Source organism: Nocardia sp. CA-128927, assembly GCF_050955855.1.
Lineage (GTDB): Bacteria > Actinomycetota > Actinomycetes > Mycobacteriales > Mycobacteriaceae > Nocardia.
Genome location: NZ_CP192087.1, coordinates 10,454,120 through 10,468,706 on the forward strand (window position 1 = coordinate 10,454,120; position 14,587 = coordinate 10,468,706).

Consider the following 14,587-nt stretch of genomic DNA (forward strand, 5'->3'; position numbering starts at 1 on the left):
ACGTCATTTCGTCAGTCCGAGCAGCGCTGCGGTAAGGCCGTAGTCGGGTCCGAAGTCGTGCATGTTTCCGGTGCGGCAACCGTCTGCCTTCATCTGGATGCGCTCGCAGAACAGGCTGATCAGCTCGCCGCTCAGCGTGGTGCCGATGAGTGCGCTCAGCCGGACGTAGCCGTGTTCGCGGTTCATGATGTTGTCGACGTTCTGGAAGACCATCGGCGCGACGTCGACGATTTCGGTGATGCCGTAGGCGTTGTCGCGCAGCTGCTGGGTGACATTGGTCAAGCCGGCCAGGCTGCCCGCCAGCTCGTCCTGATGCTGCGCGAGGGTGGTGCTGGTGTTGGCCAGGAAGTCGTTGATCTGATTCAGCGTCGCCGCCAGGCCGGGGGACTGATCGGCGAGCAGGCCGGTCATCTGGGTCATCCGGTTGCTGAAGTCGCGCACCGACTGGTCGTTGTCGGCCAGCATCGTGGTCAGCTCGTTGAGCTTGATGATGATGTTGGAGACCGCGTCCTTGTTGTCCACGCCGACCTTCAGCGCGCCGGACAGCGCGTTGAGGGTGTCGCGCATCTTCTCGCCGTTGCCGTTCACCATCGGGTAGAGCACCCGGCCGGAGAGCGGGCCGATGCCTTCGGTGCCCGGTTCCGGCTTGAGCGCGGCGGCGAACTGATCGATGGTCTTGATCATCGTGTCGAGTTCGACCGGCGTCTTGGTCTTCGCCAGCGGCAGGTGCGCGCCGTCGGCCAGGGTGTCGCCCTTGGTGTAGACGGGGGTCAGCTCGACGTGCCGGTCGGTGACGATGGACGGCGAGATGATCGCGGCCATCGCGTCTTTCGGGATCTTCACGTCATTGTTGATCGACAGGTGCACCTCGACGAAGGTGCCCTTGGGCACGATCTTCTCGACCTTGCCCACGTCGAGGCCGAGCACGGTGATCGGGTTGCCCTCGAAGATGCCCGCGATGTTCTCGAAGTCCGCGGTGACCTGAATCGTCTGGCCGAGCGCGTTGTTGACCGAAGACGGCACCAGCGAGCAGCTGCCGATGGTGAGCGCGGCGGCGCTGACCACGAGCATCTTGGCCAGGGTCTTTACCTTGGCGGCGGTGGGGAAGGTCATCCCTGGCACCCCTCTACTACTTGGGCGAAGCACAGCCAGTTGTCCGGGAAGATCCACGGCAGCCCGACGCTGCCGTACGGTCCGTTGCCACCCCACGAGTTCGCCAGGTAGCGCACCGTCGGCGGCATCAGCGAGAGCAGTCGATCGAGGTTGTCCTTGTTCTTCTGCAAGCCTGCGGACATCGTGTTCAGCTGCTGGATGGTCGGGCCGAGCTGGTTGTCGTTCTGCGCGCCGATCTCCTGCAACTGCCTGGTCAGCGACGCGACATTGTCGAGCAGCTGACGCAGCAGACCCTGGCGTTCCATCACCCGGTTCGCGATGGCCTCGCCCTGGGTGATCACCAGCAGCACGCTGTTGCGGTTGTCGCCGAGAATCTGGGTGACCCGATTCAGATCCTTGAGCAGGCTGTCGACCTCGGCCTTGCGGGTGTCCATCACCTTGGCCAGCGCGCCGACGCTGTCCAGCGCCTGCGCCATCAGCTGCGGCGAATCGCCCATCTGCTGGTTGATCAGGTTCAGCGACTCGGACAGCTTCTTGGTGTCGAGGGCCTCGAACTTCGGCGTGCCCTCCTGCACCACGTCGGCCAGGTTGTACGGAACCGCAGTGTTGGACACCGGGATTCGGCCGCCCTTCAGGCCGGAGCCGTCGCCGGGGTCCAGGTCGACGTACCTGGCGCCGAGCAACGTGGCCATCTTGATCGAGGCGTGCGCGTCGGGGCCGAGCTTTACGCCGTTGTCGACGCTCAGCGTCAGCAGCACGTGGTCACCCTCGAGCTTCGCGCCGTCCACCCGGCCACTGGTCACGCCCGCGACGTTGACCCGGTCGCCGACCTTGATCCCGGCGGCCTGCACGAACTCGGCCTTGATCGTCTGCTCGCCGACGCCGACCAGCTTGACCAGGCCGGACGCGAGCAGCAGCACCACGATCAGGGCACCACCGAGGATGCCGAGCCAGAAGTAGCGGTTGGCGGCGAACCTTGCCCGCAGTTTCGTCATCATGGGCGGCACACCGCCGAGTGCGAAGTGCCACCGATCTGCGAGAACAGCCCGCGCGGGAACAGCACGCCGTAGAGCGAGACGTCCAAGCCGCAGAGATAGGCGTTGGCGTAACCGCCCTCCGAGGTGTGTCTGCCCGCGGCCGACAGCAGGTTGGGCAGGTCGATCGCGGCCTGATCCAGCTTGGCGCCGTTGGCCAGCAGCAGCGTCAGCGCCGCGCTGGTGGAGTTCTGCGCGGTCTGCAGCTTCGGCTGGATCTGACCGACCATGCCGACCAGCGAGCTGGTCGCGTTGGCGATCTGCACCGTCGAGGTCTGCAGCGACTGGCCCTGCTCGTACAACCCGCCGATCAAGGCCCGGGTCTGGGTCACCAGGGTCTCCAATTCATCACCTCGTCTGGCCAACCCCGCCATCACGCCGGAAAGGTTGGAGATCACATCGGACAGGATCGCATCCCGCCGCTGGAAGTCGGTGGCCAGCTGTGCGGCCTGAACGATGAACGCGCTCAACGAGACTCCGTCACCCTGCAACGCCTGGATGAAGGTCTCGGAGAGGCGGTTCACCTGCTCGGGCTGCAGCGCCTGGAACAGCGGCTGAAAACCGTTGAGCAAGCCCGAAACGTCGAACGACGGCTCGGTCCGGTCCAGCGGGATCGACGCGTTGTTCTTCAGCTGCGCCGGGCTGGACGACTTGCCCGGCGCCAATGCCACATAGCGCTGGCCGATCAGATTCTGGTAGCGGACAAGGGCTTTGGTGTCATCGAACAGCGTTTGCTCCCGCTGCACGATGAAAGTCACCTTGGCCACTTGCTTTTTCGACTTCGCGTCCCGGTCCAGCTCGATCTTCTCGATCTTGCCGACCCGGACACCCGCCATTCGCACGTCGTCACCTTCGTGCAAACCGAGCACGTCGGAGAAGGTCGCCGAATAGGTGTTGGTGTCACCATTAACGATGCGCGCCAACGTATTCCATACGACAACCGTGACGAGAATCGAAACGATCGCGAAGATACCGAACCCGATCAGCGGTTTACGAATGCTCATGACTCCACCTCGCTGACGCTCGGTTCCGTCATGCGCATGGCGCACTGGCACATGATTCGTTCGCTTCGCTCACTCATGGGCCTACCCGCTTTTCGGCCACGTGCATGGTCCCGCCCTTCAAAATCGAGCTCAGCAGCAGATATTCGGCGGTTGTCGGCTTGCGGCCGAGCAAGGTCGCGATTGCCGCGTCACCCTGGTAGGAGATCTCGCCCGCGGACGGTGTGCCTGCCGGAGCCACCGGTCCCGGCGCCGGGGCGGGCGCCGGAGCAGGTTGCCCGAGGCCGGGCAGCATCGGGAACAGACCCTCGAGCGGGGTGCCCGCGAACGGCCGCGGCGCGCGCGGCACGAGCGCATCGGCGGGGCGCGAGTCCGGCGTGGTGACGCCCGGAATCACCGGCAGCCCTGGCATCGGCACCACCGGCGGCAGTCCGGCCGCCGAGTCGAGCGCCCTCGGCTTCAGGTTGTCCGGCAGCGGCGGCAGCTCGTTCACCGCGGGCGCGGTGGCACAGCTCGGTCCGGCCAGCTCGCCGTAGCGTGGGCAGTCGGCCACCGTGTACGGCTTGTACGGGGTGAGCGTGATGCCCGCGTCCCATCGCTGCTGATGCTGCGGACCCCAGGTGAAGGTGGAGTCCATCCGCTTGGTCGTTTCGCTGAGATTCAGGATCGTCTGGGTGATCGCGTTGGGATCCGCGGCGACCGCGCCGAACATGTCGCTGGTGCCCGCGGTGACCTGCTTGCCCACGTCGCCGTTGCGGGCGAACAGATCGTTCACGATGTCGACCGTGCTGCTCGTCCCGGTGATCAGCGCGACCAGCTCGCTGCGCCTATCGGCGATGGTGCGTGCGGTCTGCACCGAGGTGCCGAGCACGTCGAGCAGTTCCGGCGAGGATTCGTTGAGCGCGTGGAACGAGCTGGAGAAGTCGCCGAGCATCACGCCGAGGTTCGGGATCGAGTCGTCGACCGACTGCAGCCAGTGGTCGAACCGCTCGATGGTCGAGCCCGGCATCCGGCCGCTGCCGTCCAGCGCCTGGGACAGCGTGCCGACCACGCGGCCGAACTGCACCGGGTCGATCCGGTCGAGGATGTTGCGCACCGTGGTGAGCGTGTCCTGCAGCGCGAGCGTGCCCTTGCTGCGGTCTTCCTCGATGATCGAGCCCTCGTGCAGGTACTGGTCGGCGGGGCCGTTGAAGACCAGTTCGACCGAGGTGACGGCGAACAGGTTGCTCGGCACCACCCGGGCGGTGACGTTGGCGGGCACGCCCTTGGCGAACTCCGGCTTCACCTCGATCTGCACCTTCTGCAGCTCGCCCTTGGCCGCGACCTCGACGTCCTTGACCGCGCCGACCAGCACACCGCGGAACTTGACGTCGGCCTGCGAGGGCAGCCCGTCACCGGTGGTGGTGAGGTTCGCGGTGACGTTCACCTTCTCGACGAAGTAGCCCTGGTACCGCAGCGTCAGGAAGCCGAGTACCAGCGCGAGCACGATCAGCCCGGCCAGGCCCGCGACAAGCAACTGACGCATCGTGGGTCCACGCCCACTGGGATCGATGATCATCTGGTGCTACCCCGAGATCCTGATGCCGGGGTTGATGCCCCAGATCGCCAAAGTCATGAACAGGTTCGCGAAGACGACCGCGATGATGCACACCTTGATCGCCCGGCCGGCCGCGACGCCGACGCCTTCCGGTCCGCCGGAGGCGAAGAAGCCGTAGTAGCACTGGATGAAGGTGGTGATCGCGACGAACAGGATCGCCTTGAGCAGCGAGTAGATCACGTCCGTCGGCACCAGGAATTGGTAGAAGTAGTGCTGGTAGGTACCGCTGGCGGTGCCGCCGATCAGCTGCACGGTGAGCGAGCAGGAGATGTAGGCCATGGCCAGGCCGAGGCAGTACAGCGGGATGATCGCGACCATCGCCGCGAACATCCGGGTGCTGATCAGGTACGGCAGCGGCCGGATCGCGATGGACTCCAGCGCGTCGATCTCCTCGGAGATGCGCATGGCGCCCAGTTGCGCGGTGAACCGGCAGCCGGCCTGTGCGGCGAAGGCGATCGTCGCGAGCAGCGGGCCGAGCTCACGCGTGGTGGCGAAGGCGGAGATGGCGCCGGTGATCGGGCTGAGCCCCAACAGATTCAGCGAGTTGTAACCCTGGATGCCGACGGTCATCCCGCCGAACGCGCTGAGGATGACCACCACGCCGATGGTGCCACCGCCGACGACCAGATTCCCGTTGCCCCAGGAGACGTCGGAGAGCAGCCGCCACACTTCCTTGGGATAGTGCTTGAGCGCCAACGGGATCGAGCCGATCGAGCGCAACAGGAAGAACACCTGGTGGCCCAGCTTGGCGAGCATATCGACCGGCGCGTTCGCGGTTTTGCGAAGCTGCTGGAACGGCCGCAGCAGCGGGGGAACATATGTCGACGACACTCAGACCACCTGTGACGGGAACAGTGCGTTGTACACCTGGGTGATGACGAGATTCACGCCGAACAACATGATGGCGGAACTCACCACCGCGGAATTCACCGCGTTGGCCACGCCACCGGGGCCACCACGAGCGTTCAATCCGTTGTCGCAGGCGATGATTGCGGCGAGTAGCCCGAAAATCAGCGATTTGACCAGTGCGACAAAGAGATCGGTAGTAACCGCGAACGAGGAGAACGTGCCGATGTAGGAACCCGGCGTTCCGTTCTGCGCGAAGATATTGAAGATGTAACCGGTCAAGAATCCGACAAAAACGACGAAGCCACAGAGCAGCACACTGACCAGCATCGCCGCGCCGAGCCGGGGGGCGACCAGCCTGCGCATCGGATCGACGCCCATCACCTTCATCGCGTCGATCTCTTCCCGGATGGTGCGCGAGCCGAGATCGGCGCACACCGCGGAGCCGACCGCGCCGGCGATCATCAGCGAGGTGACGAGGGGAGCGCCCTGCTGAATGATGCCGAGGCCGTTGGCCGCGCCGATGAACGAGGTCGCGCCGACCTGCCCGGCGATCGAGCCGACCTGGATCGATACGATGACACCGATCGGCACGGCGACCAGCAGTGTGGGTGCCGCCGAGACGCTGGCCATGAACGCACACTGACGGACGAACTCACGGAAAGGGAAGCGGCGCCGAAAGATTGCGATGAACAGTTCGGCGACAGCGGCGATCCCCATGGTGATCTGGCGGCCGAAGGTCTCCAGCGAAGCCTTCGGATGGTCGGCCCAGTAACCCTTGGTCCAATCGACCGCATCACTCATCCGTGATCCTGTTGGAGGACTCTTGGTCGACTGCACTGGCTAACCCCTCTCGACGCCGGTTGGCTGCCCCGACGACTTGTTTGCTTGACGCACCTTACTACGTAGTAAGCCAGAACACACCACCCTCGTGTGATTGCAGTCATAGACCTCGGTCACTGTGCTCTAAACGGTATGACGCAGGCCACCAGCATTGGGTCACAGCCCAAAACAGCGGGGGGTTCTGCTGGAACAAGTTACAGGTCAACTGGGTGAATCCACCGCCCCCACATGATCATCACGGCAATTTATTCGGAAAGAGTTCATTCAAAATCGCATTTGTTTCCGGAACCGAACAGAACCGGCTGTACTACTGTTCGGGTACAAACTCGAACAGGGCGGCGGCCATTCTGATAGCCGGTCGCTATTATTACAAATAAGAGACATAATGGCTCTTATGTCGAAAATGGGGTTAAGGCTCGCCCGCCGTGGACACCCCGCAGTAGATGACGCGCCCGGGCCCGAATACTGACACGATGGGTGCGACAGATTGATATCGTGCGGGCTTCCGACGTCTGGAGGGACATGTTCAGCAAACTCGCCAAGGTGGCCAACGCCGCCTTCGCCGTAGCCCTCGGTGCGGCGCTACTCGGGACGGGCGCGGGGGCCGCTCAGGCCGACCCCGGCCCGCCGGTCGTTGGCGGCGGTTCCGGCATCGTCATCGACAACCAATTCGAGTGCACCGTAACCACCGTCGGCCACGACAACGCCGGGCGGCTCGTCGGCCTGACCGCGGGCCACTGCGGTGATCCCGGCGCCGAGGTGTTCGCTGAGTCCAACCGTGGCGCAGGCGTGATCGGCCGATTCGTGTATTCCAACCACGATCTGGATTACGCCGTCATCCAGTTCGAGCCCGGCAAGATCGTGCCGGTGAACCGGATCGGCAATGTCACCATCACCGGGCTCGGCGCACCCGCGGCGTTCCCGAACATCGTGTGCAAAGAAGGCCGCACCACCGGCAACACCTGCGGCATCAGCTGGGGCGACGTCTTCGGGTCGAACATGGAGACCTGGAGCCAGATGTGTGTCGTCGAGGGCGATTCCGGTGCGCCGGTCGTCATCGGCTCCACCCTGGTCGGCATGGTGAACGCCTACCTCGCCATGGCCTGCTTCGGTCCCGAGGTCGGCACCAATATGAGCACGATCATCGACGACATCAACGCCCGCGGCGGCGTTGGCGCCGGTTACATGCCTATATAACGGTCTCCACCAGACAGGCGAAATGAGCGGGTGCCCGGTTTTCGAACCGGCTCACCCGCTCATTTCTCGTTGTGGACAGGTGCGAGCGCGGGCCCGGCCACCGCGCACTGCGGCATGCAGTCGACGCTGTCCAAGGTGGCGGGACGACGCGGCTGCCGCAGCAGTGCCGCCGCGAGTACCGCACCGGCGATCAACAGACCGACACAGATCCACATCGCGGTGCCGAAGCCATGATTGAAGGCGACCGGATCGCCGAGGGCACCGGAGATTCCGGCCAGGCCGGGCAGTGCCGCGACGGCGAGCAGCTGTGCGGTCCGCGCGACGGCGTTGTTCACCCCGGACGCGATACCCGCCTCGCTGGACGGCACCGCGCCGAGCACGGCACCGGTCAGCGGGGCGACCAGCGCCGCGAGGCCGAAGCCGAAGACGAGCACGCCGGGCAGCACATCGGTGAAGTACGCGGTGTCCGGCCCGATCCGCAGCAGCAGCACCAGGCCGACCGCGGCGAGCAGCGGGCCGACCGTCATCGGAATGCGCGGCCCGTGCATTTGCGCCCAGCGACCGGCGGGCGCCGAGAGCACCAGCATGATCAGCGTGATCGGCACCGTGGCCACGCCCGACATCAGCGGTGAATACCCGGCCACCAGCTGCAATTCCAGGATGAGCAGGAAGAAGACGCCGCCGAGCGCCGCGTAGACCGCGAGGGTGACCAGGTTCGCCGCGGTGAACACCCGGGAGGCGAACAGCACCGGCGGCACCAGCGGATGGTCGCTGCGCATCTCGATCACCACGAACGCGGCGAGCAGCAGCACCCCCGCCACGATCAGCAGCGGCATGGTCTCGATCAAACCGAAGGTCAGCGCGCCGAGCGCGAGCGCGACCAGCACCGCGCCCGGTACGTCCAGCCGCGCCTTGGCATTCGGATCATGGCTCTCCGGCACATGTTTCAGCGCGACGAGCACCACCACGAGGGTGAGCGGCACATTGATGAAGAAGATGGAGCGCCAGCCGGCCAGCTCGATCAGCCAGCCGCCGAGGAACGGGCCGAACGCGCCGGCCACCCCGCCGAAGCCCGACCACAGGCCGATCGCCGCGCCCTGATCGCGCCGATCGATGGACGAGGAGATCAGCGCGAGACTGCCCGGCGTCAGCATGGCGCCCGCGACGCCCTGCAGGATGCGCGCGAACACCAGCATCTCGATGTTCAGCGCGGCGCCGCACAGCACCGAGGCGGCGGCGAAACCGATGGTGCCCCAGACGAACACCTTGCGCCTGCCGAGGCGGTCGCCGAGCGAGCCGCCGAGCAGGATGAACGAGGCCAGCGTCAGCGTGTACCCGTTCAACGTCCACTGCAGCCCGGCCACGTCGGTGTCCAGCGACTCCCCGATCCGCGGCAGCGCGATGTTCACCACGGTGGCATCGAGCGAGGCCACCGACGATCCGAGGATGGTCGCCAGCAGAATCCAGCGGCCGGTGGTCGATTTCAGCCGGGGAAGATCAGTCGTGCTCACCGACTCAACTTAGCTGCCCGATATCCGGATTCAGGGGAGTTCACCGCTCGGCGGAAAGTGTCAGATCTCCTGCACACAGACGACGAAGTGGCGCTGCTCGTAGACGTATCCGGTGCCGCTGCCGCAGACGTTGACATCGTTGGCACCGTCCACCCGCTTGACCACCTTGACGCCCTTGACCGGCGACGCCCCGATGCAGTCGATCCGCTTGGGATCGTCCCCGCCGACGTCCATGCAGCCGCCGACGACCCAGTCGATGTCCAGGCAGTACGCGCCCTGCTCGATGCCGTTGAGGGTCTCGGCGTAGTAGTTGTCGGCGTCGCTCACGCACTGCGTGCTCTTCGCCGCCTTGCCGATCACCTTGTAGTTCGCCGCGCGACTACCGCAGGACGCCTTCGCGATGGTGGCGTTCGACGTGGTGCCGCCGAGCGTGACGCAATCGCCCTCGTTGGCCTGGAAGTCGGTGTCGCCGCCCTTGCTGGTCGGCGTCGGCTTGCCGGTGGTCGGCCGACCGGATGGCTTGCCCGACGACGGCTTCGGCGTGCTGGTGACCGAGACGGCATCGACGGTGCCGTTGTTCACTGCGGGCTGTGCGTGGCCGCTGACGGTGGAACTACAGCCGACCAGTGATAGTGCGGCCGCCGCGACGAATGTCGTAAACGCGACACGACCCCAGGTCAGTTGACCAGACACGTAACAGTCCTCCCGAGCTGTAACGCTCCGAACTCACGCCCCCGTAAGAATCCGAAGTAAACAAAACGTAGCTGCGCTTGAAATACACGCCATGCATACACCATGGAACGCGCACACGTCGACTCGACCGTGCGGCCTCGCGCATTCGCGACTCGCAAGCGCTCTTTGGAATCGAGGTTCCAGCAACCGATCTGAGTACAGTGGGGTTTCAGAGTTGGAGAGGAGTTGCCGGTGAAGCTGATCAGCGCGATCGTCTGTTCGGCCGCCGCGATTATTACTTCTCTCGTGCTTCCTGCTGTCGCGTCAGCTACCGATGTGCATTGCACTTCGGAAAACGGGACGGACATCACAGTCATCGACGGGCGCACCGCATGCCGCGCCGCTACCGACCCGGTCGGCCGGGCGAAATCGCTGGGCATCGACGGTGTCGGCTATGCGAACGCCACCGCGGGGGCGATGGCGGTCGGCGTCGGCATGGCCGGTGGGGTCGGCGCCAGCGAAGGGGCCGGCGGGATGCCGATCGCGATCGGCGTCGGTCAGGACGCGATCGCCTTGAGTTCGATTGACAGCAACGAGGTTTCGCGGAGCCCCGGGGTGCCGATCGTCGCGCTGTCGGTGGCGCTCGACGGATCGCGAGCAGGCGCGCAGACCGCCGATCGCACGGTGGTGTGCCTCGGCGGCGGGGCCTTCGCGTGGAATTCGCGGACCGGCGACACCTGCCTGAGCACGCCCTTCGGCCGCTGGCAGACCCCGGTGCACCAGCTACCCTGAGGAACGCGCACCCCGCGATCGGTGGTCAGGAGGTGACCCCATGGCAACGGCAACGGCAACGGGCGGCTTCGACGCCGCCGACCCGGCGGACGGCAAGCTCGCCGCGCCCAAAGAGATGCTGGTCGACCCGCGGTTCATCCGCCTGGCCGACCAATTCTTCGGCATGTTCACCCAGCCGAACCGCGGTGGCGGGGCACTGGCCGTCTATCTCGACGGCAAGCCCGTGGTGGACATCTGGGGCGGCTGGGCCGGTAAGGATCGGCGCTGGAACGGCGACACCGTCGCGCTGACCTTCTCCACCGGCAAGGGCGTCGCCTCCACCGTGGTGCACCGGCTGGCCGAACGCGGCCTGATCGACTACGACGCGCCGGTCGCCCGGTACTGGCCGGAATTCGCCGCGCACGGCAAGGACGACATCACCGTGCGCGATGTGCTCTCGCATCGCGCCGGGCTGCATCGGGTGCGCGGCCTGGTGCCCGGCCGCGAGGGCATCCTCGACTACGACGCCGTGATCCGGGCGCTGGCCGACAGCCCGCCGGACCCGCGCCGCATCCGCACCTCGGGCTATCACGCGATCACCTTCGGCTGGCTGGTCGCCGAGATCGTGCAGCGGGTCACCGGTGACCCGTTCATCGACGTGGTGCGCAGGGAGATCGCCGAGCCGCTGGGCCTCGACGAATTCTGGTTCCGGGTACCGGAATCCGAGCGCTATCGGATCGCCAAGATCTTCCCGCACCTGAGCCCGCCGGGCATCCGCTGGAACACCGCCTCGTCGGTGCTGTCCTGGGTGCGCCCGATTCGCGGGCTGGCCGAGGCGGGCATGCCGGAGAGCTTCGACGAGCTGGTCCGCGATCCGCGGGTGCACGATGCGGTGATGCCGGGCTGGAACGGCGTGTTCTCGGCGCGGGCGCTGGCCAGGATGTATGGGGCGCTGGCCAACGAAGGCCGGGTCTTCGTGCCGCGCAACGGCGGCGAGACCGTGCAGTTCCTGCGGCCGGAGACGATCGGGACGATCAACCAGGTGCAGCCCGCGGAGAGCCGGGATTACGTGCTCGGGCTGCCGCTGCGGTTCACCCTCGGATATCACCGCCCGGTGCTGATGTCCAAGCAGCAGCCGCGAAAGGCGTTCGGCCACTACGGCGTCGGCGGGTCGGGCGCGTACGCCGATCCGGAGCTCGGCATGTCGATCGCCTTCGTCACCAACCGGCTCGGCAACGCGGTGACCGCGCTCGGCGACGCCCGACTGGCCCGGCTGGCGGCGACCGCGAGAAACACGGTGCGTAGAGCAAAGCCCACGGTGGTCGTCGACGAGACCGATTCCTAGCTCGCGTCGAACCCACGGCGTGGTGACTTCGTACCTATAGATATGGACGTGGGCACAGCCGAGCCGGTCGCCGCGCCGCGGGCACCGCGGCTGGTCGTGCTGCACGCGCTGGCCGCGGGCATCGATTTCGAGCGGTACTTCCGCTGGCGCCGGGCGCGCGAGGGCGATCCGTTCTTCGTGCGCTTCCCCGGCTTCGGGTCGGCGCTGTTCACCGGCACGGCCGCGGGTGCGCGCGAGCTGTTCCGCGCGCCGGTAGACGCGCTCGAACCGCCGCGGCCGAATCCGATCGAGCCGCTGGTCGGCACGGCGTCGCTGATCCTGGCCTCGGGTGAGCGCCATCGTCGCGATCGGGCGCTGCTCGCGCCTGCCTTCCACGGTGCGCGGATCCGCGCGTACGGGGAGATCATCCGGGACTCGGTGCTCGAAGAGATCGCGGGCGGCACCGGCCAGGCGTGGCGGCCGGGTGTCCGCATCGACTCGCGGGCGGCGGCGCGGGCGATCACGCTGCGGGTGATCCTGGAGGCGGTGTTCGGGGTGGACAGCCACGAGCGGCGGGCCGAATACACCGCGGCGGTCGGCGAATTCCTCACCACGTTCTCCGGACCGCTGATGCTGCTGCCGCTGTTGCGGCACGGGTTGTTCGGGCAGGCGCCGTGGGATCGGTTCGTGGCGGCCCGCGCTCGGCTGGATCGGTTGATCCTCGACGACATCGCGCACCGGCGGACCGGCAGCGGCGGCCTGACCACCGACATTCTCGGCATGTTGCTGAGCACGCGCTACGACGACGGCACCGCGATCACCGACGACGATCTGTGCGAGCAACTGCGCACGCTGCTGGTCGCCGGGCACGAGACCACGGCGACGACGCTGGTCTGGGCACTGTTCCACCTGCACCGCGAGCCGGCCACCCTGGCACGGCTGCGCGCGGAGTTGCGTGCGGCCGGACCCGAGGTCGGACCGGTCGAGCTGGCGGGTCTGCCCTATCTGGACGCCGTGTGTCAGGAGACGCTGCGCCTGCACCCCGCGGTGCCCATCGTGGTGCGCCGGTTGACCGCGCCGTGCACGCTGCGCGGCGTGGCATTGGCGGCGGGCGACACGATGGGGGTCGCGGTGCCGTTGCTGCACTCGGATCCGCAAGTGTGGTCCGACCCGCAACGATTCCAGCCGGAGCGGTTCATCGAGCGCAAGTACGGACCGTTCGAGTTCGCGCCCTACGGCGGTGGGCATCGGCGCTGCATCGGCGCCTCGCTGGCGGACTACGAACTGCGAATCGCGTTGGCTACCATCGTGAGCCGAGTGCGGCTGCGACTGGCCCCGCGCGATGCGAACGGCCGTGCGCCAATGTCGGTGCCGCACAACATAGCAACCGGTCCGCATCGCCCCATTCTGTTCGACATCGAGAGTGATTTACATCACGAACGCGTTTGGTAACACCGGCATAGCGACCTACCTGCGGCATCGATCCACACACCGGACTCGCCGACGTGACCGGTACCTTCCGGGGAACCGAACGACTGCCCGCAGGTTATGTGACGGCTACCACACCGAGCGGTATGAACGAATCATTTTGAAACGCAACTGGCTTCGGGCCGCACCGGGACGGTAAGAAGGATGGGGGTCGGGCCGTCAATACCCGTGGGGTGAGCTCTGCCCACTTCACGCCGATGAGAGATCTCGTGACACGTGCGCGTCTGCGCGGGTGCGCCGAGAGATGGAATGGACGAGAAACCTATGCATGTCGCTTCGCACACCGGGTCGCTACCCGCCCACCGCAGGGGAGCCCAGCTAACCCGCAGGCTGCGGGCCGGCGCCCTGTTGTCCGCGACGCTCGCGGCGGGCGTCCTGCTGGTCGCGCCCGCCGGCGCCGAGCCGTTCCCGTTCGGCTCCGGTTCCGCCGGTTCCGCGCAGGACCCGGCGCCGCAGCAGCCGAACTTCGCACCGCCGTCGATCAACATCGCCGACGGCGAAGAGGTCGGCGTCGCCCAGCCGATCATCATCAACTTCAAGGACCCGGTGCCCGATCACGGCGCCGCCGAGAAGTTCATCAAGATCACCTCGGCGAAGGCCGCGCCGGGCCACTTCTACTGGCGCGGCGACAAGCAGGTGCGCTGGCGGCCGAACGAGTTCTGGCCGGACAACACCGACGTGCAGGTCGAGGCGGGCGGCACGCGCAGCGCCTTCCGGATCGGCGACGCGTTCGTCAGCACCGCCGACGACAACACGCACACCATCACCATCACCCGCAACGGTGAGGTGGTGAAGACGATGCCGACCTCGATGGGCAAGACCAAGCACGAGACCCCGAACGGCACCTACGTCGTCGGCGAGCAGCTGCGCAAGATGATCATGGATTCGTCCACCTACGGGGTGCCGACCACCGACCCCGAGGGCTACAAGCTCGAGGTCGAGTACGCGACCCGCATCTCCAACAGCGGCATCTTCGTACACGCCGCGCCGTGGTCGGTCGGCCAGCAGGGCAACTCCAACTCCAGCCACGGCTGCCTCAACGTGAGCACCGAGAACGCCAAGTGGTTCATGGAGAACTCACGCAAGGGTGACCCGGTGGTCATCGAGAACACCAAGGGCGGCTCGATCGGCACCAGCGACGGCCTCGCCGGAGACTGGAACTAGCCCGCCTCTCCGCGAATTCAGGCCAG

At 66.4% G+C, this 14,587-nt stretch carries 13 protein-coding genes; 5 read left to right on the plus strand and 8 right to left on the minus strand.

Features of this window, described 5'->3' with window-relative positions; all coding sequences use genetic code 11:
• Positions 1-3 precede the first annotated feature (3 nt).
• The 6 genes from ACQPW1_RS48540 to ACQPW1_RS48565 form a co-directional block, all read right to left on the minus strand.
• Positions 4-1,113 carry an MCE family protein gene (locus tag ACQPW1_RS48540; RefSeq protein WP_433660673.1) on the minus strand — a complete coding sequence of 370 codons (1,110 nt, stop codon included), beginning with the start codon at positions 1,111-1,113 and terminating at the stop codon, positions 4-6.
• Entirely contained in the window at positions 1,110-2,111 is a 1,002-nt protein-coding gene (locus ACQPW1_RS48545; RefSeq protein WP_433660674.1) for an MCE family protein, read from the minus strand. The genes ACQPW1_RS48540 and ACQPW1_RS48545 overlap by 4 nt, the downstream gene beginning before the upstream one ends.
• On the minus strand, positions 2,108-3,151 hold the full coding sequence (locus ACQPW1_RS48550; protein WP_433660675.1) for an MCE family protein: 1,044 nt from the start codon (positions 3,149-3,151) through the stop codon (positions 2,108-2,110). Before ACQPW1_RS48550 ends, ACQPW1_RS48545 begins: the two co-directional genes overlap by 4 nt.
• Before the next feature lie 73 nt (positions 3,152-3,224).
• Entirely contained in the window at positions 3,225-4,673 is a 1,449-nt protein-coding gene (locus tag ACQPW1_RS48555; RefSeq protein WP_433660676.1) for an MlaD family protein, read from the minus strand.
• Between the two features lie 39 nt (positions 4,674-4,712).
• A complete protein-coding gene (locus tag ACQPW1_RS48560; RefSeq protein WP_433660677.1) occupies positions 4,713-5,576 on the minus strand; it encodes an ABC transporter permease in 864 nt (287 codons plus the stop codon).
• Entirely contained in the window at positions 5,577-6,395 is an 819-nt protein-coding gene (locus tag ACQPW1_RS48565) for an ABC transporter permease (RefSeq protein WP_433660678.1), read from the minus strand. It lies immediately after the preceding gene.
• 561 nt (positions 6,396-6,956) lie between these two features.
• Here ACQPW1_RS48565 and ACQPW1_RS48570 point away from each other — a divergent pair.
• Positions 6,957-7,631 (plus strand): serine protease, encoded by a 675-nt coding sequence (locus tag ACQPW1_RS48570; RefSeq protein ID WP_433660679.1) that lies wholly within the window; start codon positions 6,957-6,959, stop codon positions 7,629-7,631.
• Positions 7,632-7,690: 59 nt separating this feature from the next.
• Here the strand turns inward: ACQPW1_RS48570 and ACQPW1_RS48575 are convergent, their stop codons facing one another.
• A complete protein-coding gene (locus tag ACQPW1_RS48575; RefSeq protein ID WP_433660680.1) occupies positions 7,691-9,142 on the minus strand; it encodes an MFS transporter in 1,452 nt (483 codons plus the stop codon).
• A 60-nt stretch (positions 9,143-9,202) separates the two neighbouring features.
• Positions 9,203-9,835 carry an LppU family putative lipoprotein gene (lppU, locus tag ACQPW1_RS48580; RefSeq protein WP_433660681.1) on the minus strand — a complete coding sequence of 211 codons (633 nt, stop codon included), beginning with the start codon at positions 9,833-9,835 and terminating at the stop codon, positions 9,203-9,205.
• Positions 9,836-10,066: 231 nt separating this feature from the next.
• On the opposite strand from lppU, the gene ACQPW1_RS48585 reads away from it, so the two are divergent.
• The 4 genes from ACQPW1_RS48585 to ACQPW1_RS48600 all read left to right on the plus strand — a co-directional run bounded on the left by ACQPW1_RS48585 (position 10,067) and on the right by ACQPW1_RS48600 (position 14,561).
• Positions 10,067-10,606, plus strand: a complete 540-nt coding sequence (locus ACQPW1_RS48585; RefSeq protein ID WP_433660682.1) for a DUF6764 family protein — start codon at positions 10,067-10,069, stop codon at positions 10,604-10,606.
• 115 nt (positions 10,607-10,721) lie between these two features.
• Positions 10,722-11,930: a serine hydrolase domain-containing protein gene (locus ACQPW1_RS48590; protein WP_433665568.1), complete on the plus strand. Its 1,209-nt coding sequence runs from the start codon at positions 10,722-10,724 to the stop codon at positions 11,928-11,930.
• A gap of 42 nt (positions 11,931-11,972) precedes the next feature.
• On the plus strand, positions 11,973-13,361 hold the full coding sequence (locus ACQPW1_RS48595) for a cytochrome P450 (RefSeq protein WP_433660683.1): 1,389 nt from the start codon (positions 11,973-11,975) through the stop codon (positions 13,359-13,361).
• Between the two features lie 300 nt (positions 13,362-13,661).
• Positions 13,662-14,561: a L,D-transpeptidase gene (locus ACQPW1_RS48600; RefSeq protein ID WP_433660684.1), complete on the plus strand. Its 900-nt coding sequence runs from the start codon at positions 13,662-13,664 to the stop codon at positions 14,559-14,561.
• The last annotated feature ends 26 nt before the right edge of the window (positions 14,562-14,587 follow it).